This window comes from Janibacter limosus, assembly GCF_004295485.1.
GTDB lineage: Bacteria > Actinomycetota > Actinomycetes > Actinomycetales > Dermatophilaceae > Janibacter > Janibacter limosus_A.
In genome coordinates, this window is sequence record NZ_CP036164.1 from 1,690,493 (window position 1) to 1,711,854 (window position 21,362).

The 21,362-nt window shown below is 70.1% G+C and carries 20 protein-coding genes; 13 read left to right on the plus strand and 7 right to left on the minus strand.

Annotated elements, in window-relative coordinates; genetic code table 11:
- The first annotated feature begins 72 nt into the window (after positions 1 to 72).
- Together EXU32_RS08110 and lipB are read left to right on the plus strand one after the other, a co-directional pair.
- Positions 73 to 804, plus strand: coding sequence for a peptidase E (locus EXU32_RS08110; protein WP_130629442.1), 732 nt, complete (start codon positions 73 to 75; stop codon positions 802 to 804).
- Positions 805 to 981: 177 nt separating this feature from the next.
- Positions 982 to 1,650 carry a lipoyl(octanoyl) transferase LipB gene (gene lipB, locus EXU32_RS08115; protein WP_130629443.1) on the plus strand — a complete coding sequence of 223 codons (669 nt, stop codon included), beginning with the start codon at positions 982 to 984 and terminating at the stop codon, positions 1,648 to 1,650.
- An 8-nt stretch (positions 1,651 to 1,658) separates the two neighbouring features.
- On the opposite strand, the gene EXU32_RS08120 is transcribed toward lipB, so the two are convergent.
- On the minus strand, positions 1,659 to 2,087 hold the full coding sequence (locus tag EXU32_RS08120) for a pyridoxamine 5'-phosphate oxidase family protein (RefSeq protein WP_130629444.1): 429 nt from the start codon (positions 2,085 to 2,087) through the stop codon (positions 1,659 to 1,661).
- Positions 2,088 to 2,245: 158 nt separating this feature from the next.
- Between EXU32_RS08120 and lipA the strand changes: the two genes are divergently transcribed.
- The 3 genes from lipA to EXU32_RS08135 are packed head-to-tail and all read left to right on the plus strand — an operon-like array spanning position 2,246 to position 5,382.
- Positions 2,246 to 3,301 (plus strand): lipoyl synthase, encoded by a 1,056-nt coding sequence (gene lipA / locus EXU32_RS08125; protein ID WP_130629445.1) that lies wholly within the window; start codon positions 2,246 to 2,248, stop codon positions 3,299 to 3,301.
- Between the two features lie 37 nt (positions 3,302 to 3,338).
- Positions 3,339 to 4,061: a DUF4191 domain-containing protein gene (locus EXU32_RS08130; protein ID WP_130629446.1), complete on the plus strand. Its 723-nt coding sequence runs from the start codon at positions 3,339 to 3,341 to the stop codon at positions 4,059 to 4,061.
- A 43-nt stretch (positions 4,062 to 4,104) separates the two neighbouring features.
- Positions 4,105 to 5,382 (plus strand): M18 family aminopeptidase, encoded by a 1,278-nt coding sequence (locus EXU32_RS08135; RefSeq protein ID WP_130629447.1) that lies wholly within the window; start codon positions 4,105 to 4,107, stop codon positions 5,380 to 5,382.
- A gap of 1 nt (position 5,383) precedes the next feature.
- Here EXU32_RS08135 and EXU32_RS08140 read toward each other — a convergent pair whose 3' ends face one another.
- Positions 5,384 to 5,791 (minus strand): RDD family protein, encoded by a 408-nt coding sequence (locus tag EXU32_RS08140; RefSeq protein WP_165399617.1) that lies wholly within the window; start codon positions 5,789 to 5,791, stop codon positions 5,384 to 5,386.
- 210 nt (positions 5,792 to 6,001) lie between these two features.
- Here EXU32_RS08140 and glnA point away from each other — a divergent pair, with 210 nt between their 5' ends.
- Entirely contained in the window at positions 6,002 to 7,426 is a 1,425-nt protein-coding gene (gene glnA, locus EXU32_RS08145) for a type I glutamate--ammonia ligase (RefSeq protein ID WP_130629449.1), read from the plus strand.
- Positions 7,427 to 7,551: 125 nt separating this feature from the next.
- Here glnA and EXU32_RS08150 read toward each other — a convergent pair whose 3' ends face one another.
- Positions 7,552 to 7,791 (minus strand): hypothetical protein, encoded by a 240-nt coding sequence (locus EXU32_RS08150; protein WP_130629450.1) that lies wholly within the window; start codon positions 7,789 to 7,791, stop codon positions 7,552 to 7,554.
- 265 nt (positions 7,792 to 8,056) lie between these two features.
- Between EXU32_RS08150 and EXU32_RS08155 the strand changes: the two genes are divergently transcribed.
- The 5 genes from EXU32_RS08155 to EXU32_RS08175 all read left to right on the plus strand — a co-directional run bounded on the left by EXU32_RS08155 (position 8,057) and on the right by EXU32_RS08175 (position 15,252).
- Positions 8,057 to 8,833: an NAD-dependent epimerase/dehydratase family protein gene (locus EXU32_RS08155; protein WP_130629451.1), complete on the plus strand. Its 777-nt coding sequence runs from the start codon at positions 8,057 to 8,059 to the stop codon at positions 8,831 to 8,833.
- 31 nt (positions 8,834 to 8,864) lie between these two features.
- Complete coding sequence (locus tag EXU32_RS08160; RefSeq protein ID WP_130629452.1) at positions 8,865 to 10,382, plus strand: acetyl-CoA hydrolase/transferase family protein; 1,518 nt, start codon at positions 8,865 to 8,867, stop codon at positions 10,380 to 10,382.
- 363 nt (positions 10,383 to 10,745) lie between these two features.
- A complete protein-coding gene (locus EXU32_RS08165; RefSeq protein WP_130629453.1) occupies positions 10,746 to 11,885 on the plus strand; it encodes an MFS transporter in 1,140 nt (379 codons plus the stop codon).
- A gap of 207 nt (positions 11,886 to 12,092) precedes the next feature.
- Positions 12,093 to 13,886: an SPFH domain-containing protein gene (locus EXU32_RS08170; protein WP_242612933.1), complete on the plus strand. Its 1,794-nt coding sequence runs from the start codon at positions 12,093 to 12,095 to the stop codon at positions 13,884 to 13,886.
- Positions 13,879 to 15,252 carry an SPFH domain-containing protein gene (locus EXU32_RS08175; RefSeq protein ID WP_207233890.1) on the plus strand — a complete coding sequence of 458 codons (1,374 nt, stop codon included), beginning with the start codon at positions 13,879 to 13,881 and terminating at the stop codon, positions 15,250 to 15,252. The genes EXU32_RS08170 and EXU32_RS08175 overlap by 8 nt, the downstream gene beginning before the upstream one ends.
- A 111-nt stretch (positions 15,253 to 15,363) precedes the next feature.
- On the opposite strand, the gene EXU32_RS08180 is transcribed toward EXU32_RS08175, so the two are convergent.
- Positions 15,364 to 15,927: a PadR family transcriptional regulator gene (locus tag EXU32_RS08180; RefSeq protein ID WP_130629454.1), complete on the minus strand. Its 564-nt coding sequence runs from the start codon at positions 15,925 to 15,927 to the stop codon at positions 15,364 to 15,366.
- A gap of 51 nt (positions 15,928 to 15,978) precedes the next feature.
- Between EXU32_RS08180 and EXU32_RS08185 the strand changes: the two genes are divergently transcribed.
- The gene (locus EXU32_RS08185; RefSeq protein ID WP_130629455.1) at positions 15,979 to 16,368 is read left to right on the plus strand and encodes a nuclear transport factor 2 family protein; all 390 of its coding nucleotides are present in this window, start codon (positions 15,979 to 15,981) and stop codon (positions 16,366 to 16,368) included.
- Here EXU32_RS08185 and EXU32_RS08190 read toward each other — a convergent pair.
- From EXU32_RS08190 to EXU32_RS08200, 3 genes are all read right to left on the minus strand, one after another.
- Positions 16,353 to 17,138: an SGNH/GDSL hydrolase family protein gene (locus tag EXU32_RS08190; RefSeq protein ID WP_130629456.1), complete on the minus strand. Its 786-nt coding sequence runs from the start codon at positions 17,136 to 17,138 to the stop codon at positions 16,353 to 16,355. The two genes, EXU32_RS08185 and EXU32_RS08190, sit on opposite strands and share 16 nt — an antisense overlap.
- Positions 17,138 to 19,171, minus strand: a complete 2,034-nt coding sequence (locus tag EXU32_RS08195; protein ID WP_278044458.1) for an NADPH-dependent 2,4-dienoyl-CoA reductase — start codon at positions 19,169 to 19,171, stop codon at positions 17,138 to 17,140. Before EXU32_RS08195 ends, EXU32_RS08190 begins: the two co-directional genes overlap by 1 nt.
- A 209-nt stretch (positions 19,172 to 19,380) precedes the next feature.
- Positions 19,381 to 20,265 (minus strand): LysR family transcriptional regulator, encoded by an 885-nt coding sequence (locus tag EXU32_RS08200; RefSeq protein ID WP_130629457.1) that lies wholly within the window; start codon positions 20,263 to 20,265, stop codon positions 19,381 to 19,383.
- Positions 20,266 to 20,336: 71 nt separating this feature from the next.
- Here EXU32_RS08200 and EXU32_RS08205 point away from each other — a divergent pair, with 71 nt between their 5' ends.
- Complete coding sequence (locus tag EXU32_RS08205; protein ID WP_165399618.1) at positions 20,337 to 21,347, plus strand: YeiH family protein; 1,011 nt, start codon at positions 20,337 to 20,339, stop codon at positions 21,345 to 21,347.
- The last annotated feature ends 15 nt before the right edge of the window (positions 21,348 to 21,362 follow it).

The following is a 21,362-nucleotide window of genomic DNA, read 5'->3' on the forward strand; positions in this document are numbered from 1 at the left end:
GCGGATCTGCGGGCGAGGGCCGTCGAGTTTTCCACAGCGCCCCCTTCGTCCGTTGGTGGTTAACCTGCGCACATGACCGCTGACCAGCCCACGATCCTCGCCACCTCGGGTGGTTACGTCCGGCCCGAGCGGGGGGACCTCGCCTTCGCCGGGCTCGTCCACCACGCCGTCGACCTGTCGGGCACGTCCAGCCGGCCCACGATCTGCCAGCTCGGCACGGCCATGGGCGACCCGCGGCCCTTCAACGCCGCCTTCTCCGAGGCCGGCGCGGTCGCGGGGTACGAGATCACCCACCTCAACCTCTTCCCGATGCCCAGCGTCGAGGACCTCGAGGCGCACCTCCTCGCCCAGGACGTCGTCTGGGTCAACGGCGGGTCCGTCGCCAACCTGCTGGCGGTGTGGCGGGTGCACGGTCTCGACGCCATCTTCCGCAGGGTGTGGGAGGCCGGCGTCGTCCTCGCCGGCGTGAGCGCCGGATCGATCTGCTGGTACCGCGGCGGGACGACCGACTCCTTCGGCCCGGAGCTTCAGGCCGTGGACAACGGCCTCGCGCTGCTCCCCTTCGACAACGGCGTGCACTACGACAGCGAGGCCCGTCGCCGACCGACCGTGCACCGCATGGTCGCGGACGGCACGCTCGGCGAGACGCACTGCACCGACGACGGAGTCGGCCTGGTCTACCGGGGCACCGAGCTCGTCGAAGCCGTCACCGAGGTCGACGGCAAGAGCGCCTACATCGTGACGAAGGGGGCTGACGGCCAGGTCGTCGAGACCCCCCTCGACACCCGCCGGCTCCCCCGCTGAGACGCCCGCTCACCCTTCGTCCCCCCTTCGTCAGTGGAGGTATACGCGCGGGAGAATCATCCGCGCGTTGACGTCCACTGAGGAAGGGGGGTTGCTGGGTGGAGGTGAACTCGCCGACCTTTCGTCCGCGCGTATACCTCCACCCGGGCGAAGGGGGGCCCGGCGTAGGCTGCCGACATGCGTTTTGAGGAGCTCGGCTTCGCCCCCGACACCGTCGACTACCTGACCGCCTGGGAGCACCAGAAGCAGGTGCACGCCGCCGTCGTCGCGGGCGAGCTCGAGGACACCACGCTCCTGCTGGAGCACACCGCGGTCTACACCGCGGGCAAGCGCACCGAGCCGCACGAGCGGCCCTTCGACGGCACGCCGGTCATCGACGTCGACCGCGGCGGCAAGATCACCTGGCACGGCCCGGGCCAGCTCGTCGGCTACCCGATCGCCCACCTGCCGGGTCGGCGCGACGTCATCGCGCACGTGCGCCGCCTCGAGGAGATGATGATCCGCGTCGCCGCCGACGTGGGCGTCACCGCGACCCGGGTCCCCGGCCGATCCGGCATCTGGGTGCCCGGCACCGACGGGCAGCGTGACCGCAAGCTCGGGCAGATCGGCATCCGCGTCTCCCGGGACGTGGCGATGCACGGCTTCAGCCTCAACGTGAACTGCGACCTGTCGTGGACGCAGACGATCGTCCCGTGCGGCATCCCCGACGCGGACGTGTCGACCCTGGCCCTCGAGACCGGGCGCGACCTCACCGTGGCCGACATCCTCCCTTCGGCCAAGGCGCACCTGCTCGAGGTCATGACGGAGGACCTGCCGCTCACCAAGGGCGCCGCGGCGACTGCCTGACCAGCGGGTCAGCGCACCGGGATGGCGTGCTCCCACGGCTTGTCCAGGTCGAAGCGCCGACCGGTGATCTCCTCCGGGACGATCTCGACGAAGACCTCCTTGTCGGTCGGGATCCAGGAGCGCAGTCGAGAATTTTCGGCGCGCTCGCGGTCGTCCCTCTTCTCCAGCACCCGCGCGTCCCCACGCACGATCACCGACCACGCCTCGTCCTCGACGTACCCGTCGATCTCGAAGGCCACGTCCGACTGCATGACGACCCCCAGCAGTTTGTTGCCCTGCGAGGTGCGAAACAGCAGGACCTCGTGGTCGCTCGCGTAGTTGATCGGCACGATGTGCACCTCCCCCATGAGATGGAAGGCGAGGCGGCCGAACTCGTTGCTGCGCAAGAGCTCCCAGCACTCGTCCCGGCTCAGCTCGTGGACTGGTGATTGCGACATCCCGACCTCCTGTGACCCGATTCGGACCCGGTGGTCCGTCCCTCGACTGTAGTGACGAAGGGGGTGCCCGTCGCCCCCCTTCGTCCCCCGCGGGGAGCGGCGTACGCTTGAGTGATTCCGGACACCACCGGATCACCGAGAGTTGCCAGGAGAGTTGCGTGACCGTCGCACCTGAAGGACGTCGCATGTTGCGTGTCGAGGCACGCAATGCCGAGACCCCGATCGAGCGCAAGCCGGAGTGGATCCGGACCACGGCCAAGATGGGCCCCGAGTACAACCAGATGCGCGGCCGCGTCAGTGGCGCCGGCCTGCACACGGTGTGCCAGGAGGCCGGTTGCCCCAACATCTTCGAGTGCTGGGAGGACCGCGAGGCGACCTTCCTCATCGGTGGTGACGTGTGCACCCGTCGCTGCGACTTCTGCGACATCGCCACCGGCCGCCCGACCTTCCTCGACCTCGACGAGCCGCGCCGCGTGGCCGAGTCGGTCCAGGAGATGTGCTTGCGCTACTCCACCGTCACCGGGGTCGCCCGCGACGACCAGCCCGACGGCGCCGCCGGCCTCTACGCCGAGACGATCCGTCAGATCCACGCGCTGAACCCCAACACCGGCGTCGAGATCCTCCCGCCCGACTTCGGCGCCAAGCCCGAGCTCGTCGGTCAGGTCTTCGACGCCCGGCCCGAGGTCTTCGCCCACAACCTCGAGACGGTCCCGCGGATCTTCCGCAAGATCCGTCCCGCCTTCACCTACGAGAAGTCGCTGAAGGTCCTGTCCATGGCCCGCGAGGCCGAGCTGGTCACCAAGTCCAACCTCATCCTCGGGATGGGCGAGGAGGACCACGAGATCGAGGAGGCCATCCGCGACCTCCACGAGGCCGGCTGCGACATCCTCACGATCACCCAGTACCTGCGCCCCTCCAAGCTGCACCACCCGATCGACCGGTGGGTCAAGCCCGAGGAGTTCGTCCACTGGAGCGACCTCGCCGAGGACATCGGCTTCAAGGGCGTCATGTCCGGCCCGCTCGTGCGCTCGAGCTACCGCGCCGGTCGCCTCTACGCGACCGCGATGCGCAAGTGGGGTCGCCCGATCCCCGAGCACCTCTCCCACCTCGAGGCGGCCATCGACGAGCCCGCCCGCCAGGAGGCCTCCTCCCTGGTCGCCAAGGCCCACGCGCAGGCACTGCTCGACCAGCCGGCCACCGGCACCGACGGCTGACGCTCCCCCACCGCAGAAGGAACTAGACTCACCCCTCATGGCCAGCAAGAGCGACAAGCCCGTCAAGCCCAAGCGCGAGAACCCCTTCAAGCGGATCGCGAGCGTCTACAAGACGATCAAGGCGATCGACCCGCAGGTGACCCTGTGGATGTTGCTCGCCTTCGTGGTCGTGCTGCTCGTCGGCACGGTGATCGGGCTGATCTTCGGGCACGTCATCGCCTCGCTGCTCGTCTCGATCCCCTTCGCCGCGCTCGCCGCGATGATCGTGCTCTCGCGTCGTGGTGAGGCGGCTGCCTTCAAGCAGATGGAGGGCCAGCGTGGCGCCTCCATCGGTGGTCTGTCGGCCCTGCGCCGCGGTTGGTTCTACGACCAGGAGCCGATCGCCGCCGACGCGACCAAGCCGAGCGAGATCAACACCGCGGCCGTCGTCTTCCGCGCCCTCGGCCGCCCCGGCATCGTCCTGCTCGGCGAGGGCCCCAAGCACCGCGTCGACAAGCTCTTCGCCAAGGAGACCAAGAAGGTCAACCGGGTCGCCCCCGGCGTACCGGTGCACACCTACCTCGTCGGCAACGGCGACGGCGAGCTGGCTCCGCGCAAGATCCGGATGACGCTGACCAAGCTCAAGCCGGAGCTGACCAAGGAGGAGATGTCGGTCGTCAACAAGCGGCTGAAGTCCCTGCCCGGTCTGCGCCAGGGCGTCCCCGCCGGGGTCGACCCCAATCGCGCCCGCTCCAGCCGCGCCGCGCAGCGGGGCCGCTGAGCGCACCCGCTCCACCTGCCACATCTCGTCGAGGAGAGCCGCCCTGCCTGCTGCACCGATCGCCCACGCCGAGGACCTCGCCGCCTTCGTCGACGCCTCTCCCTCGAGCTACCACGCTGCGACCGAGGTGGCTCGCCGCCTGCAGGACGCCGGCTTCGTCGCCCTCGACGAGACGCAGGCCTGGCCGCACGAGCCGGGCCGCTACCTGGTCGTGCGCGACGGCGCCCTCATCGCGTGGGTCGTCCCGAGCGCGGCGACGACGACGACGCCCGTGCGGGTCTTCGGCGCCCACACCGACTCCCCCGGCTTCAAGCTCAAGCCGCAGCCGACGACCGGGCGCCTGGGCTGGCTGCAGGCGGGCGTCGAGGTCTACGGCGGCCCGCTGCTGAACTCCTGGCTCGACCGCGAGCTGCGGCTGGCCGGCCGGTTGGTCCTCGACGACGGCACCGAGGTGCTCGCCGACTCCGGCCCACTGCTTCGACTGCCGCAGCTGGCGATCCACCTCGACCGCGAGGCCAACGAGCGCTTCGCCCTCGACAAGCAGGCGCACACCCAGCCCGTGTGGGGCCTCGGCGCCCCCGAGTCGGCCGACCTCCTGGGTGAGCTCGCCGGCTCCGCGGGTGTGGACGCCGCCCGCATCCGCGGCTACGACCTCGTCACCGCCGACTCCGCGCGGGGCGCTGTCTTCGGTCGCGAGGACGCCTTCTTCGCCGCGGGCCGTCTGGACGACCTCGCCTCCGTCCACGCCGGCACCGTCGCCATGTCTGCGCTCGGCAGTGACCTCGACTCCGACCACATCCCGGTGCTCGCCGTCTTCGACCACGAGGAGATCGGGTCGGCGACGCGCTCCGGCGCGGCCGGTCCCTTCCTCGAGGACGTGCTCGAGCGCATCGGGCTGGCGCTGGGCGCCGACCGGGGCGAGCGGATGCGCGCGCTGGCGTCCTCGTGGTGCGTCTCGAGCGATGTCGGCCACTCCGTGCACCCCAACTACCCCGGCAAGCACGACCCGCAGGTGCGCCCGGTGCTCGGGTCCGGCCCGATCCTGAAGATCAACGCCAACCAGCGCTACTCGACCGACGGGGTCGGGGCCGCTGCGTGGCACGGCTGGTGCGAGGCCGCGGGCGTGACGAGTCAGGAGTTCGTGTCCAACAACACGGTGCCGTGCGGCTCGACGATCGGGCCGATCACCGCGACCCGTCTGGGCATCCGCACCGTCGACGTGGGCATCCCGATCCTGTCGATGCACTCGGCTCGCGAGCTGGCCGGGACGAGCGACCTCTACGATCTGACGCGGGTGGCGGAGCGCTTCTTCCGCGGCTGAGTCAGCGTCGCGTGATGCGGGTGCCGGCCGCGCGGTCGTGCAGGCCGCGGCCGTCGTCACCCAGGACGACCAGTGCGGGGATGAAGAGGCACAGCAGAGCGGCGCGGGCAGCAGCGCGAAGGGGGGTGACCCACTCCCCGTGCAACGGCACGACCTGAAGACCCATGAGTCGGTGGCCGAAGGTGGCGCCCCCGAGGGTCACCCCGACGACGTTGAGCAGGAAGAGCAGCCCGAGCGGGGCGAAGGAGAAGGCCGACGGGCTGAGCTCCACGACCGAACCGATGAGCCCTTGGACGATGAGCAGGCATGCGGCCCAGTCGATGACGAGGGCGATGACGCGACGGCCGAAGGGAGCGCGGGTCCCCCCTTCGTGCGGGGTGGGGACGGGTCGACCGGCTGCGCTGCTCACGCGCGGAAGCCTACGTCGCCACGTCACGGACCTTCCCACCGCCCGGGCCCCCCGCTGAGTAGGATCGCCGTGAAGCAAATGGGCCCCGGTCCCATGTAACACGGGTGAAACATGCGAGTCATGGTCAAGAAACCGTCCCTGTCTAGCGTCACCACCAACAGTTGAAGCGGGAGGTCACAGTGGCCCGCCGCCCCACCCCAGGAGGATGGTTTGTTCAGCTCCCCTGACGAGGTTCTTGAGTACATCAAGGCCGAAGACGTCAAGTTCGTCGACATTCGCTTTTGCGACCTGCCCGGCGTCATGCAGCACTTCAACGTGCCCGCCGAGTCGATCGACGAGGACTTCTTCACCGAGGGCCAGATGTTCGACGGGTCCTCGATCCGCGGCTTCCAGGCCATCCACGAGTCCGACATGAAGCTCGTGCCGGACATCGACTCCGCGTACATCGACCCCTTCCGCGTCGAGAAGACCCTCATCGTCAACTTCTCGATCGTCGACCCCTTCACGGGTGAGCAGTACAGCCGTGACCCGCGCAATGTCGCGGCCAAGGCCGAGGCCTACCTGAAGTCGACCGGCATCGCCGACACCGCGTACTTCGGCGCCGAGGCCGAGTTCCACATCTTCGACGACATCCGCTTCGACAGCCAGCCGCAGGGCTCGTACTACTTCATCGACTCGGTCGAGGCCTCGTGGAACACAGGTCGCAAGGAGGAGGGCGGCAACCAGGGCTACAAGACGGTCATGAAGGGCGGCTACTTCCCCGTGCCGCCGGTCGACCACTTCACCGACCTGCGTGACCAGATCTGCCTGAAGATGAAGGAGGTCGGTCTCAACGTCGAGCGCAGCCACCACGAGGTCGGCTCCGCCGGTCAGCAGGAGATCAACTACCGCTTCAACACGCTGCTCGCCTCGGGCGACGACCTGATGAAGTTCAAGTACGTCGTCAAGAGCGCCGCCTGGGCCGCCGGTCGCACCGCGACCTTCATGCCCAAGCCCGTCTTCGGTGACAACGGCTCCGGCATGCACACCCACCAGAGCCTGTGGAAGGACGGCGAGCCCCTCTTCTACGACGAGCAGGGTTACGGCGGCCTGTCCGACATCGCCCGCTGGTACATCGGTGGCCTGCTCAAGCACGCTCCGGCGCTGCTCGCCTTCACCAACCCGACGGCCAACAGCTACCACCGGCTGGTCCCGGGCTACGAGGCCCCGATCAACCTCGTGTACTCCGCGCGCAACCGCTCCGCCTGCATCCGCATCCCGATCGCGGGCAACTCCCCCAAGGCCAAGCGCGTCGAGTTCCGCATCCCGGACCCGTCGAGCAACCCGTACCTGTGCTTCGCTGCGCAGCTGATGGCTGGTCTCGACGGCATCAAGAACCGCATCGAGCCCCCGGAGCCGGTCGACAAGGACCTCTACGAGCTCCCCCCGGAGGAGCACGACGCCATCGAGCAGGTCCCGACCTCGCTGCCCGAGGTCCTCAAGGCCCTCGAGGCCGACCACGAGTTCCTGCTCGAGGGCGACGTCTTCACCCAGGACCTGATCGACACCTGGATCACCTGGAAGTACGAGAACGAGGTGCTCCCCCTGCAGGTGCGCCCGCACCCGCACGAGTTCGAGATGTATTTCGACATCTGAGTCGACGCTGGCCGAGGAGGTCGCGCAGCGACCGACTCGAGGCCGACACGAAGGGCGGAACTCCCGATCACGGGGGTTCCGCCCTTCGTCGTCGGCGGGTACCGCACCAGCCCGGCCCGGTGTGATCAGGCGATGGAGCCGAGGTCCTGCTCGGCCTCTGCCAGACGGGCGAGCGCCACGACGCTCTCCCACGTGCCGGGCTTGAGGCCCGCGGCAGTGGTGTGGGCCCGCTCCAGTACCGAGGAATCGCGGCTGACCATCGCCAGGACGGCCAGGGCATGGACGCTCTCCCACGTGCCGGACTTGAGCCCGGCTGCCGCATCGGTGGCCCGGACGAGGGTGGGACGGCCTTCGCTTCTGCTCATGACGTGAGTATGGCCCTGATCCGGCACCGGTCTGCCTGGACCGACCCTGCAGAGGCGATCGTGCACCTGGTCGGCGTCGTCTCCCGCGCCCGCGGGCGATTCGGGACCCACAGGGGGGTCGCTCACGCGCCTCCCGTTCTGCTCCTCCTGATGGGTCATGACCCACCAGGAGGAGCAGAACGGGAGCGCCTGCTCGAGGTCGGCAGCTGGGTCGCCCGCCCCGCCGCACCTGACAATCCCCAGCCTCGCGGTGCAGAGTGGGGACATGAGCAATCGACGCATCCTGATCACCGGCGCGGCAGGCGGGGTGGGGACGATCCTCACCCGATGCCTCAAGGACGAGTACGACATCACGGGCCACGACCTGAAGCCCCAGCCCGACGCGGACCCGGTGATCCTCGGGGCCGACCTCACCGACTACGACGCCGTCCGCGGGGTCATGGACGGCATCGACACGGTGGTCCACCTCGCCGGGGCCGCGTCGCCCGAGGCATCCTGGGATGCCGTGCTCAATGCGAACATCGTCGGTACCCGCAATGTCCTCGAGGCCGCACGTGACGCCGGCGTTCGGCGGGTCGTCTACGCCTCCTCCAACCACGCGATGGGCATGTACGACCGGCTCGAGGACTGGCCCGTCTACCCCAGCACGCTGCCACGAGCCGACTCCCTCTACGGGGTGTCCAAGATCTTCGGCGAGACCATCGGTCGCTACTACTACGACGAGTACGACCTGTCCTTCATCGCGCTGCGGATCGGCTGGGTGACCCAGGATCCCGGCTCCACCCCCGTCGACGTCCTGCACGCCATGTGGCTCAGCGAGCCCGACCTCGCCCAGATCGTGCGGTGCGCGATCGAGGCAGAGGTCGACTTCGGCATCTACTACGCGATCTCCGACAACCCCAACCGTCGCTGGGCGATGACCAACACCATGCTCGACCTCGGTTACCGACCGCAGGACTCGTGGAGCGACAAGGCGCCGGCCGACGAACCGGTCGTCGAGGGTGGCGTGCCGGTTGCCGACAACTGGCCCAAGGGATCGTGAGCCGCACGCGGTTGCCTGCAAGGGTGGTCGGATGAGCCGCATCACCTGCCCGACCCTGAGTACACGTGTCACAACCGCCGAGAGCGCGGTCGCACACATCCGCCCCGGGGACAACGTCGGGATGAGTGGCTTCACCGGTGCTGGCTACCCCAAGGCCATCCCCACGGCCCTGCACGACCTGATGGTCGCGGCCCACGCGCGAGGCGAGGACTTCCGCGTCGGTCTGTGGACCGGCGCATCGACGGCACCCGACGCGGATGGTGTGCTCGCGCGGGCCCACGGCGTGTCCAGCCGACTGCCGTACAACTCCGACCCGACGATGCGTCGTCTCATCAACACCGGCGAGGTCGACTACGTCGACGCCCACCTGAGTCACTCCGCGCAACACATGTGGTTCGGCTTCTACGGCAATCTCGACGTCGCCGTCGTCGAGGTCACCGCCGTCCTGCCGGGCGGCCTGCTCGTCCCGAGCAGCTCCGTGGGCAACAACAAGACCTGGCTCGAGCAGGCAGACCGTGTGATCCTCGAGGTCAACCACTGGCAGCCTCGAGAGCTCGAAGGCTTCCACGACCTCTACTACGGCGCTGCGCTCCCGCCCGACCGGCGGCCGATCCAGCTGACCGACCCGATGCAGCGCATCGGCGACCCCTACCTGCGGGTCGACCCCGCCAAGGTCGTCGCCGTCGTCGAGACCAACCGGCCCGACCGCAACTCCCCCTTCAGCCCTCCGGACGACACCTCCAGAGCCATCGCCGACCACGTCGTGGACTTCCTGCGTGCCGAGGTCGAGGCCGGGCGGATCCCCCCTTCGCTCCTGCCGCTCCAGTCAGGCGTCGGCAATGTCGCCAATGCCGTCCTCGCCGGCCTGGACGACAGCGAGTTCACCGACCTCGTCGCCTTCACCGAGGTGATCCAGGACGGGCTGCTCGACCTGCTCGACAGCGGCACGATCCGCGCCGCGTCCGCGACCTCCTTCGGGCTCTCCGACGTCGGCGTCGAGCACTTCATCGACAACATCAGCAGCTACAAGGGCCGGATCCTGCTGCGCAGCGAGGAGATCTCCAACCACCCCGAGCTCGTGCGGCGACTCGGCGTCATCGCGATGAACGGCATGATCGAGGCCGACATCTACGGCAACGTCAACTCCACCCACATCGCCGGCAGCGCGATCATGAACGGCATCGGCGGGAGCGGTGACTTCACCCGCAATGCCTTCCTCAACTTCTTCCTCACCCCCTCCACAGCGAAGGGGGGCAAGGTCTCGGCCATCGTCCCGATGGCCAGCCACATCGACCACACCGAGCACGACGTGCAGATCATCGTCAGCGAGCACGGGCTGGCCGACCTGCGCGGCCTGTCGCCGCGTGCCCGCGCGCTGCGGATCATCGACAACTGCGCCGATCCTGCCTTCCGACCGGCGCTACGGGACTACTTCGAGCGGGCACAGGCCGCACGACCCGACGCCGTGCACACGCCGCACCTGCTCGGCGAGGCGCTCAGCTGGCACCAGCGTTTCCTCGAGACAGGGAGCATGATCGCCAGCCATTGAGCATCGGGCGGCCGTCAGGCCTTGGAGCGCAGGACACCCCGACTCGGCGTCTCCAGCAGCAACTTCCCTCGGTATGACCGCAACACCAACACCGGAGGATTCATCGCTCGCGGATCCATCGACGACGCAGTGGTCGCGACGAACAGGGTCCTGCACGGCCCCGATCACCCAGCCGGCTCGTCCTGCCCATCGTCGACCGCTGACGAGGGGTCCCTTCGAGAGGGCCGCGGGACGACCCCTCAGGGACCGTGGCGAAGGGCGGGGCTCCCGACCACGGGAGCCCCGCTCTTCGTCATGGGGTGAGGCCGCCCGGCATGACATGGGAGACTTCACCCAGTGAGCAGTGTGTGGACGGCGCGAGGCATGCCTGCGCTCTTGTGGGCGACCTTCCTGGGGTTCAGCGGCTTCGCGGTCCTCATGCCCGTCGCTCCCCTGTGGGCGGTTCACGGCGGAGCGGACGAAGGTGGCGCCGGCCTCGTCAACGGCGTGCTGCTGATCGTCACGGTCCTCACCCAGTTCACCGTCCCGGCCATGCTCCGCCGCTTCGGCTGGGGGCCCACCCTCGCCGTGGGCCTGCTCCTCCTCGGGGCCCCGTCGCTCGGCTTCATCGCGAGCGACTCGCTCGTCACTGTCCTCGCGCTGTCCGCGGTCCGAGGAGTCGGCTTCGGCATCCTCACCGTCACCGGCAGCGCAGCGGTCGCGGAGCTGTCCGACCCCAGGACGCGCGGCAAGGCAGTCGGGGCGTACGGGCTGGCGATCGCCGGCCCCCAGGTCGTGCTGCTCCCCCTCGGCTCCTGGGTCGCCGAGACGGTCAACTTCAGCGTCGTCTTCGTCGTCGGCGCACTCCCCCTTCTCGGCGTGCCAGCGGCGCTGGCACTCGGGAGGGTCATCGACGCCTTCCCCGCGCACGACCCGAGCACGGAGACCAGCCACGGCGCCAGCACCCCGCGCGCCGCCCTCACCCTGCTGCGCCCGATGATCCTGCTCATCGGCGTGACCATCGCCGGCGGAGCCGTGCTCACCTTCGGACCGCAGATGGTCCGCAACCCGGCGATCGTCATCCCCGCTCTGGCCCTCATGGAGCTGATGGCAGCCCTCTTCCGCTGGTGGATCGGCGGCGTCGCGGACCGGCACGGAGCAGAGCGCTTCCTCGCTCCCTTCGTCGTGCTGACCGTGCTCGGCGTCGGCGGGATGGCCTGGGCCGTGCACGAGCAGTCCGTCGCCGTGCTGCTGCTCGGCGCCGTCCTGCTCGGCAGCGCCTACGGAGGCCTGCAAAACCTCACGCTCGTCATCTCCTTCGCCTCCGTGTCGCGTCGGCACATCGGGCTGGCCAGCTCGATCTGGAATGTCGGCTTCGACCTCGGGTCCGGTCTCGGGTCCGTCGTGGTGGGCGCGATCGCCGCCGGTCACGGCTTCCCCAAGGCGCTGGCCGTGACGGCGGTCTTCGCGATGCTGACACTGCCGCTGGCACTCGTGCGTCGGAGGCTTCGAGACGGTCGCTGAGCGACCTCCTCAGCCAGCGGGGGACGGTCGCTGAGCGACCTCCTCAGCCAGCGGGGGACGGTCGCTGAGCGACCTCCTCAGCCAGCGTGGTCGCGGAGCTGAGCGACCTCCTCAGCCAGCGTGACAACTGGGGAGTCCTCCCCCTTCGCCCGCGGGTGCTGACATGGGAAGATCGGGCCACGTCAGCACCACGAAGGGGATTCGGTCTTGAGTACAGGGGCACAGCAGTTCATGAATGCTGCCCGGCAGGTCGCGGGAGCGGCCGGCATGGGTCAGGCAGTCGACCAGGTGATGGGGCAGGCGCAGGGCGCCGGCTTCGACCTCAACGCGCGGGACTTCCCCGCCGCCCGGGGCGAAGGGGGGACCGCCGGCACCCGGATCAACACCGAGCACGTCTCCCTCGACGACGCGGCCGAGGCGCTCAGCCGCAGCCGCTACGAGATGGGGCAAAACGGCCCGGTCCACGTGATCACCCCGATGATCATGCCCAAGGGGCGCCGACTCAAGGCGATGCTGCCGGTCATCCTCCTGGTCATCATCGGCTTCGTCGGGTCGCTCTTCCTCCTCCCCTTCGGCACCAGCCTGGCCGTCTTCGGCCCGCACTACTGGATCCTCGTCCTCGCCGTCGCCGCCTTCATGTGGTGGCGCCAAGGCATGGTCATGGTGCCCGAGGGCTGCACCGCGCTGATCAGCCGATTCGGCAAGGTCGAGGCCGAGGTCGGCCCCGGTCGCGTCACCCTGTGGAACCCGTGGAAGCGGGTCTCCTACATCGTCAACACCACGCGCGAGTACCCCTTCAACGCACCGATCCGCTCGGCACCGACCAAGTCTGGCGTCCAGGCGTCGGTCGACCTCTTCCTGCAGTTCCGCATCGTCAGCGCCCGCGAGTTCGTCTTCGTGCTCGGCGCCGTGCAGGGCTTCCAGGACAAGCTCAACAACGCGATCTCCGAGACCACCCGCTCGCTCATCTACGAGCAGGAGGCCTCCGGCATCTACGACCTCGTCGGTGAGAGCACCGCCCGGCTGCTCGACCAGCTCAACGCGCAGTTCGCGCCCGCGGTCGAGCTCACGACGGCCAACATCACGCACGCCGAGCCGTCGGCGCAGGAGTACCGGATGGACCTCGCGGCACCCGAGATGATCCGGGTGGCCAAGGAGGCCTATACCTACGACTACGAGCTGGGGCTGAAGAAGGAGCAGAACGAGGGTGACCTCAACAAGGACCTCGCCTCGCTCAACGAGAACCTCTCCGGCATCCAGGCCGACATCGCGCGCTACCAGGCGCAGATGGACACCGCGCTGGAGCGGGAGACCAACCGCGCCGAGGCCGTGGCCCGTCAGCGCTTCGTCGAGTCCGAGTCGGACGCCAACGCCAACGCGGCCCTCCTCGAGGCCCAGGCCCTGGACATCCGCGCGCTGAGCGCGGCCCTGGCTCCCGAGATCCTCGACTACCGCTACCAGCAGGACATGCTGGACAAGATGCAGGGCGTGTCCGGCTCCCTCCCGCAGATCGTGCGGATCGGCGAGGAGTCCGAGGGCGTGGACTACCTGCAGATCGCCCGCCAGCTCGTCGGCGGCCAGGACGCCAAGCTCTTCACGGCAGAGGACATGGAGGCGATCCGCTCGCGTCAGGGCGACATCGCCGAGCGCATCTCGGCCCGCGAGGCCGACATCGTCGACCTGCTGCAGGCACCCGAGGAGACGGATGTCGAGATCCTGCCGGTCACCGAGCCGGAGACGGACCTCGAGGGCGAGCAGCGCCTCGACGAGATCCGTCAGTCCGTGACCGACGAGAGCGTCGCCGAGGCCCTCGGCGAGGTCCGCGGCACGAGCACCCCGCCGCCGCCGGCAATGTCACCTGAGGCACCCGAGGCACCCGAGGCACCGGAGGTCCCAGCAGCACCGGAGCCGCCAGCACCTCCGGTCGACCTGCCACCACCGCCGCCGATGACCGAGCCGATGAGCCAGACCGACCCGAGCGAGGGTGAGCGCAATGAGTGATCAGATGATGGAGCAGGCGGTCCGCGCGGTGCGCGGCCAGGGCATGAGCTCGATCAAGGAGGTCGTCTCCGGGTGGAGCGATGTCGCGCGCTACCTGCGCGGCGGCGACTCCGGCTCGCTCGTCCCGGTGGTCATCCCCAAGGACAAGCGCGGCCTGAAGTGGGCCTCGCTCATCTGGTTCGGCCTGTGGGCCCTCTTCAGCGGGGTCTTCCTCGCGGCGACCGACCACGGGGCGATGGGTGGTCTGGCGATCTTCGTCGCGATCATCTCCTTCCTGCTGTCGGCCCTGTGGTGGTGGCGCTCCTCGATCGTCGAGATCGAGGAGGGCACGGTCGGTGTGCTGACGAAGTTCGGCGCCATCTCCGGTCCCGGTCTCTCGCCCGGTCGCCACTACCTGTGGCACCCCTGGGCGCGCGTCGCCTACGTCGTCGACGTGACGACCGAGATCCCTTACACCGCACCGGTGCTCAGCTCGCCGACGCACGAGAACGTGCCGCTGAAGTCGATCGAGTTCTTCCTGCGGTTCCGCATCATCGACGCGATCCGCTTCGTCCAGACGATCGGCGCGGGCAACTTCGACCTCGTGCTGTCCAACTCGGTGCAGGACGCGATCCGTCAGCGCAGTCGCCAGGTGCGCACCGAGCAGGCCTACGACCTGCGCGGCAGCGACGTCAAGGACATGCAGGACGTCCTCAACCGTCAGCTGACCCGCTACGGCGTGCAGATCATGGGCTGCAACATCCCCGACGTGCAGCTGCCCGACCAGTACCGCGAGCACCTGGCCACGCGCGAGCGGGTCGCCAAGGAGCTCGTGGCCTACGAGAAGGAGTGGGAGCTGACGCGCAAGCGCCGCATCGACACCCTCCTGCTCGAGATCGAGCGGTCCAAGAAGGTGCGTGACGCCAAGGTCGTCGAGGTCCAGGCCTCGCTCAACAAGGCCCGCAAGGATGTCGCGCAGATGCTCGAGGAGCGCGAGACCGAGGCGCAGAAGATCCGCTACGAGATCGAGACCCGGGCCCGCACCAACCTGGTCGCGGCCCAGGGTGAGGCCAAGGCCCAGGAGCAGCTGGCCACGGCCTACCGCGACAACCGTGCGGTGCTCGGCTACGAGCTCGCCCGTCGTCGTCTCGACGTGGGCGCGACCCTCGCCGAGGACGCCCCGCGACCGGTCATCGTGCACACCGATGCCGGCGCGAGCGACAGCTCCGCTCTGTCGACGCTGCTCATGGCTCAGCTGCTGCCGCAGCTGCAGTCCGGTGGCTCCGGTCCCCGTCGCGGCTCCCGTCAGGTGGCCCAGTCCGCCGGGGACATCGACCAGGTCGCAGAGCGCGCTGCCCGCGCGCTGCGGGAGCAGACGCAGGGCTGACCCGCAGAGCACTTGGCCACGGCCGAAGGGGGACACTTCCGATCACGGGAGGGTCCCCCTTCGTCGTCTCGTCCCCCGCCGTCCCGCGTGGGTCACCTCGTCCCGCGTGGGTCACCCCGCGGCGGCCGCCCGGGCATCGAGCACCGCGAGGACCCGCTGGGCCCATCGGATGTTTTCCTCCTCGAAGGCGATCCCCCGCAGCAGCGTGAGGTACTGCCCGACGCGTGGCTCCGACACGAGGTACTCGTCCTCGGGACGCCCGGCGAGGGCGCGCTCCTGCACGAGCCGGTAGACGGCGAGCTTGGCCTCGAAGGCCTCGAGGCGCTCGACGACGTGCTCGCGGATCGCCTCGGGGTCCCCGGACTCGAGCGCCGCCACCTGGACGAGCAGCTCGTCGCGCACCGCGAGCGGCTTGGGCGAGCGCAGCGTGTGCGCCCGCAGCGCCTTGCGCCCGGCCGCGGTGAGACGGAAGACCCGCTTGTCCGGGCGCTTGGACTGGGCCACCGTGCGCGCCGTGACCAGCCCCGCCTCCTCGAGCTTGTCCAGCTCGCGGTAGAGCTGCTGGGGGCTGGCAGTCCAGTAGTTGGCCACCGAGACGTCGAAGGCCTTGGCCAGGTCGTAGCCCGACGACTCGTCATGGGCGAGAGCGGTGAGGATCGCGTCCTGGAGTGCCATGCCGCGATGTTACCTCTAGCACCTAGTCACATTGTTGAGTAGGTTGGGCGGATGTTCCGTGAAGCCATCGAACGCCATGACATGGACGCTGTCGAGGCGATGCTCGCCGACGACGTCGTCTTCCACAGCCCCGTCGCCTACACGCCCTACCCGGGCAAGCCGATCACCAACGCGATTCTGCGCGCGGTGACCGAGGTCTTCGAGGACTTCCGCTACGTGCGCCAGCTGCAGGACGGACGGGAGGAGGCCTACGTCTTCGAGGCGACGGTCGACGGCCTCGAGCTCACCGGGGTCGACCTGCTGACCCTCGACGAGGACGGCAAGATCGTCGACTTCATGGTGATGACCCGACCGCTCAGGGCGAGCCAGGCGCTGGCGGCCCGGATGGCCGAGCGCTTCCCCCAGATCCAGCAGGCAGCGGCGGACTACCCCGCTCCCTGAGGAGGTCGCTCAGCGACCGTCTCGAAGGGGCTGAGCGTCGGCCGCTTGGCCACGCGCCCGTCACCGGAGGACCGGCCCGTCAGGCGCCGCCCGAGCCACGGACCGACGTGCCGGCGGGTCCACTCGACCTCGGTGCGCACGCTGCGCCGGGGCGCCGCTCCGGTGGGCACGGCATCCCACCCCTGCGCCACGGGCACACCCAGCGCCGCGGCGCTGCCCAGCGCGAGCCGCTCGTGGCCGAGCGGTGACAGGTGCAGCCGGTCGTCGGCCCACGCGCGCGCGTCCTCGAAGATCGTCCCTGTGGTGGGCGCCGGTGGCAGCATGCCGTGCTCGTCGGCCAGGTGCTGGTAGATGCCGTTGAGCCCCAACCGTCGCCGGGCGATCAGCCGCCCGGCGGGACTGACCGCACGGATGTCCGGGATCGGCACGACGGTGACCCGGACCCCCTTCGCGGTGAAGGGCGCCACGACCTGCACGAGGGTCTCGCGCAGGACCGCGACGTCCAACCGTGGCCGCAGCAGGTCGTTCATCCCCGCGGTGAAGGTCAGCACGTCCGGCTCCAGGGCCAGGGCCGCCTCGACCTGGGTGTCGAGGACCTGCCGGGACCGCATGCCACGCACGGCGAGGTTGGCGTAGTCGACCTCGCCGTGGTGGGCGGCGAGTAGCTCGGCGAGCCGGTCCGCCCACCCACGGGGAGTGCCGTCGGGCCACGGGTCGTCGCCAACGCCCTCGGAGAGGCTGTCCCCGATGGCCACGTAGCGCAGCGCCATCAGACCTGCGCCGCGATCCGGGTGCCCTGGTCGATGGCCCGCTTGGCGTCGAGCTCGGCGGCGACGTCGGCCCCACCGATCAGGTGGACGGTCGCTCCCTTCGCGCGGAGCTCGTCGTGCAGGCCGCGGCTGGGCTCCTGGCCGGTGCACAGCACGATCGTGTCGACGGCGAGGACCTGCTGCTGCCCGTCGATGGTGACGTGCAGGCCGTCGTCATCGATCCGCTCGTAGGTCACGCCGGGCACCATCGTCACGCCGCGGGCCGCGAGCTCGCCGCGGTGGATCCAGCCGGTGGTCTTGCCCAGGCCCTTGCCGACCTTGGTCGTCTTGCGCTGCAGCAGGGTCACCTCGCGCGGCGCCGACCGGTGCGAAGGGGGCACCAGCCCACCTCGTGTCGTGTGGTCACCATCGATGCCCCAGGTCCGCTGGAAGGCCGCGATGTCCAGGCTCGCCTCGTCACCCGGGTCGGTGATGAAGGCCGCGACGTCGAAGCCGATGCCGCCGGCGCCGAGGATCGCCACGCGCCGGCCCACCTCGACTCCCCCACGCAGCACGTCGAGGTAGGTGACGACGGTGGGGTGGTCGGTGCCCGGCAGGTCGGGGACGCGCGGGGTGACGCCGGTGGCGATGGCGACCTCGTCATAGCCGGTGAGGTCGTCCGCCTCGACGCGGGCACCGAGCTTGACGTCGACGCCGGTGTCGGCGAGCTTGTGGCGGAAGTAGCGCAGCGTCTCGTCGAACTCCTCCTTGCCCGGCACCCGACGGGCCACGTCGAGCTGGCCGCCGATGTCGTCGGCTCCGTCGAAGAGGGTCACGTGGTGGCCGCGCTCGGCGGCCGTCGTCGCGAAGGCCAGGCCCGCGGGGCCGGCGCCGACGACCGCGAGACGCTTGGCCAGCCGGGTCGGGCCGATGACCAGCTCGGTCTCGTGGCAGGCGCGGGGGTTGACCAGGCAGGAGGTGATCCTGCCGCTGAAGGTGTGGTCGAGGCAGGCCTGGTTGCACCCGATGCAGGTATTGATCGTCTCCGGCTCCCCCTTCGCCGCCTTGGCCACGAGCTGCGGGTCGGCGAGGAAGGGCCGGGCCATCGAGATCATGTCGGCGTAGCCGTCGGCGAGGAGCTGCTCACCGACCTCGGGGGTGTTGATCCGGTTGGTCGCGACGAGCGGGATCGAGACCTCGCCCATCACCCGCTTGGTCACTCCCGCCCATGCGGCGCGCGGCACCTGCGTGGCGATCGTGGGGACGCGCGCCTCGTGCCAGCCGATGCCGGTGTTGATGATGTCGGCGCCTGCGGCCTCGACGGCCTTGGCGAGCTGGACGACCTCCTCGAGCGTCGAGCCCTCGGGGACGAGGTCGAGCATCGACAGCCGGTAGACGAGGACGAAGTCGTCGCCGACCGCCTCGCGGACCCGGCGCACGATCTCGAGGGGGAAGCGGATCCGGCCCTCGTAGGAGCCGCCCCAGCGGTCGGTGCGCTGGTTGGTGCGGGTGACGATGAACTCGTTGATGAGGTAGCCCTCGGAGCCCATGATCTCGACGCCGTCGTACCCGGCCTGCTGGGCCAGGAGCGCGCAGCGGACGTAGTCCTCGACGGTCTGCTCGACCTCGGCGTCGGTGAGCTCGCGGGGCACGAAGGGGTTGATCGGGGCCTGGACGGGCGACGGCGCGACGAGGTCCGGGTGGGTCGCATATCGACCGAAGTGCAGGATCTGCATGGCGATCAGGCCGCCTGCCTCGTGCACGGCCGTGGTGACGACCCGGTGGTTGTCGACGTCGGCCTGGGTCGTCATCGTGGCGCCGCCCTCGGCCGGGCGGGCCTCGAGGTTGGGCGCGATCCCGCCGGTGACGATGAGGCCGGCTCCCCCGGCGGCCCGCTCGGCGTAGAAGGCGGCCATCCGGGCGAAGCCGTCCGGCGCCTCCTCGAGGCCGACGTGCATCGACCCCATGATGACGCGGTTGCGCAGGGTGGTGGTGCCGACCGTGATCGGCTCTAGCAGGTGCGGGTAGGGCATGGACATGGTCACCGACTTCATTGGTCAACTTGTTGATTAGGTGCAGCCTAGCGCGCATCCGCGAAGGGAGGCACCCCCTTCTCCGGCAGCCGGGTGGAGGTAAACCCGCCGACGAATCATCGGCGAGCCCACGTCCACCCAGGAACCCCCCTTCGTCGGATGGATGCCGACTCGCGGGTGAATCGTCCGCGGGTATACCTCCACCCGGGAGGGTCGGCCGGCAGCGAGGGTCAGCCGCCAGCGGCGACGGCGAGCAGGGCCGAGGTCGCGGCGCTCATCCGGGCACCCTTGCGCCACACCGCTGTCAGCGGCCGGTCGAGGTCGAGGGTCGTCGGGGCGATGACCAGGTGCCCGGCCTCCACCTCGGTTGCGACGGCCCGCTCCGAGACGACGGCCGGGCCGAGTGCCGCGCGCACCGCTCCCATGAGCGCCGCTGTCGAGCCGGCCTGCAGGGCGATCGTCGGCACCTCACCGAGTGCCCGCTCGAAGGTGCTGCGGGTGCCGCTCCCCTCCTCGCGCAGCACCCACTCCGCCCGCGCCAGCACCTCAGGACGAAGGGGGGTCCGCCGCCGGGCCCACTCGTGGTCGGGGTGGACCACGACGACGAGCCGGTCGGTGCCGACGACCCGGTGGTCCAGCCCCGGCGCCCGCGCGGCGGTCTCGATGAACCCGATGTCCGCGAGCTGCGAGCGGACCATGTCGGCGACCCGGTCGCTGTTGACGACGTGCAGCTGAGGGTGGACCTCCATCTGGTCGCGCAGTGCGCCGAGCCACCGCGGCAGGATGTGCTCGGCGATCGTCAGGCTGGCTGCGATCCGCACCTCGCCGCGACGGCTGCCGGTGAGGGACGCCAGCCCCGCGCGCATCGTGTCGGCCTCGCGCAGCACCTGCCGCGCCCAGGCGATCACGGCGCGACCGTCGGTGGTGATGGTCGAGCCGCGTGGGGTCCGCTCGAGCAGCGTCAGCTGCCACCGTGCCTCGAAGGCCCGCACCCGCGCGCTCGCCGACGGCTGGCTCAGCCCACGCTCACGAGCGGCCGCGCTCAGGCTCCCGGTGTCGTCCACGGCCACGACGAGTCGCAGCGTCTCGATGTCGAGGTCGGGAGCATCAGCCATAGCGACAGACTATGACGTGTCGCTGGATCGGGGTCTACCGCAACGACCCGAACCCCGGCACGGTGGACCACGTGAACACCCCCACGCTTCCCGCGCAGTCCACCGCCGCCACCGCGCCACCGCGCGCTGGCGTGGTCGCGCGCGTCACTCCCTTCGTCCCCCCGCTGGCCGCCGCCGGTGTGGCGATGGCGCTCGCCCCCGTCGTGCCGCTGCTCAGCCCGCTCCTCCTGGCGCTGGTCGTCGGAGCGGTCGTGGCCAACTCACCGCTGATGGGCGTGCGGGCCGTGGTCGACCACGGCCCGGCGACCCGGCTGCTCCTGCGGCTCGGCGTCGCTGCCCTCGGGCTGCAGCTGCCCTTCGGCGACATCGTCGGGATCGGCCCGGTCGGGCTGGTGGTCATCGTGACGACGGTGGCGGTGACCTTCCGCACGACCCTCGCCGTCGGCCGCCGGCTGGGCCTGGACGAGGGCTTCGTCGTGCTGCTGTCGGCCGGCTTCTCGATCTGCGGAGCGGCCGCCATCGCCGGTGTCCAGGACTCGGTGCGGGCGAAGGAGAAGTTCGTCGCGCTCGCCGTCGCCATGGTGACGATCTTCGGCTCCGCGATGATCGTCCTCGTCCCGTGGCTGGCCGGGGTCATCGGCCTGACCGATCACCAGGCCGCGATCTGGGCGGGCGCGAGCATCCACGAGGTCGCCCAGGTGGCCGCCGCGGGCTCACTGATCGGCGCACCGGCCGTGGCCCTCGCGATGACCGTCAAGCTCGGCAGGGTGGCGCTGCTCGCCCCGATCTCCGCGCTCCTGGCCAAGGGCGCGAAGGGGACGACCGCGCCCCTCGTCCCGTGGTTCATCGTCGCCTTCGCCGCCGCGGTCGCGGTGCGCTCCACCGGCCTGCTGCCGGCCCCCGTGCTCGAGGGGACCAACCTCGCGACCACGCTGCTCCTGGCGGCCGGGATGTACGGGCTGGGGATGGGCATCCGCGCCCGTGACCTGTGGCCGCTGCCCGTCCAGGCGCTCACCCTGGCGACCGTCTCGACGCTCGTGGCCGGCGGGACCTCGCTCGCGCTCGTCATGACACTGGCGTGACGAGCGCAGCGCCGG

Coding starts and splice junctions, on each gene's coding strand:
- EXU32_RS08195 (WP_278044458.1), bottom strand. CDS start 19,171: ATGAAGTCGGTGACCATGTCCATGCCCTACCCGCACCTGCTAGAGCCG.
- EXU32_RS08150 (WP_130629450.1), bottom strand. CDS start 7,791: ATGAGCAGAAGCGAAGGCCGTCCCACCCTCGTCCGGGCCACCGATGCG.
- lipB (WP_130629443.1), top strand. CDS start 982: ATGCGTTTTGAGGAGCTCGGCTTCGCCCCCGACACCGTCGACTACCTG.
- EXU32_RS08155 (WP_130629451.1), top strand. CDS start 8,057: ATGAGCAATCGACGCATCCTGATCACCGGCGCGGCAGGCGGGGTGGGG.
- EXU32_RS08165 (WP_130629453.1), top strand. CDS start 10,746: ATGCCTGCGCTCTTGTGGGCGACCTTCCTGGGGTTCAGCGGCTTCGCG.
- EXU32_RS08185 (WP_130629455.1), top strand. CDS start 15,979: ATGTTCCGTGAAGCCATCGAACGCCATGACATGGACGCTGTCGAGGCG.
- EXU32_RS08190 (WP_130629456.1), bottom strand. CDS start 17,138: ATGGCGCTGCGCTACGTGGCCATCGGGGACAGCCTCTCCGAGGGCGTT.
- EXU32_RS08120 (WP_130629444.1), bottom strand. CDS start 2,087: ATGTCGCAATCACCAGTCCACGAGCTGAGCCGGGACGAGTGCTGGGAG.
- EXU32_RS08175 (WP_207233890.1), top strand. CDS start 13,879: ATGAGTGATCAGATGATGGAGCAGGCGGTCCGCGCGGTGCGCGGCCAG.
- EXU32_RS08130 (WP_130629446.1), top strand. CDS start 3,339: ATGGCCAGCAAGAGCGACAAGCCCGTCAAGCCCAAGCGCGAGAACCCC.
- EXU32_RS08160 (WP_130629452.1), top strand. CDS start 8,865: ATGAGCCGCATCACCTGCCCGACCCTGAGTACACGTGTCACAACCGCC.
- EXU32_RS08110 (WP_130629442.1), top strand. CDS start 73: ATGACCGCTGACCAGCCCACGATCCTCGCCACCTCGGGTGGTTACGTC.
- EXU32_RS08180 (WP_130629454.1), bottom strand. CDS start 15,927: ATGGCACTCCAGGACGCGATCCTCACCGCTCTCGCCCATGACGAGTCG.
- EXU32_RS08200 (WP_130629457.1), bottom strand. CDS start 20,265: ATGGCTGATGCTCCCGACCTCGACATCGAGACGCTGCGACTCGTCGTG.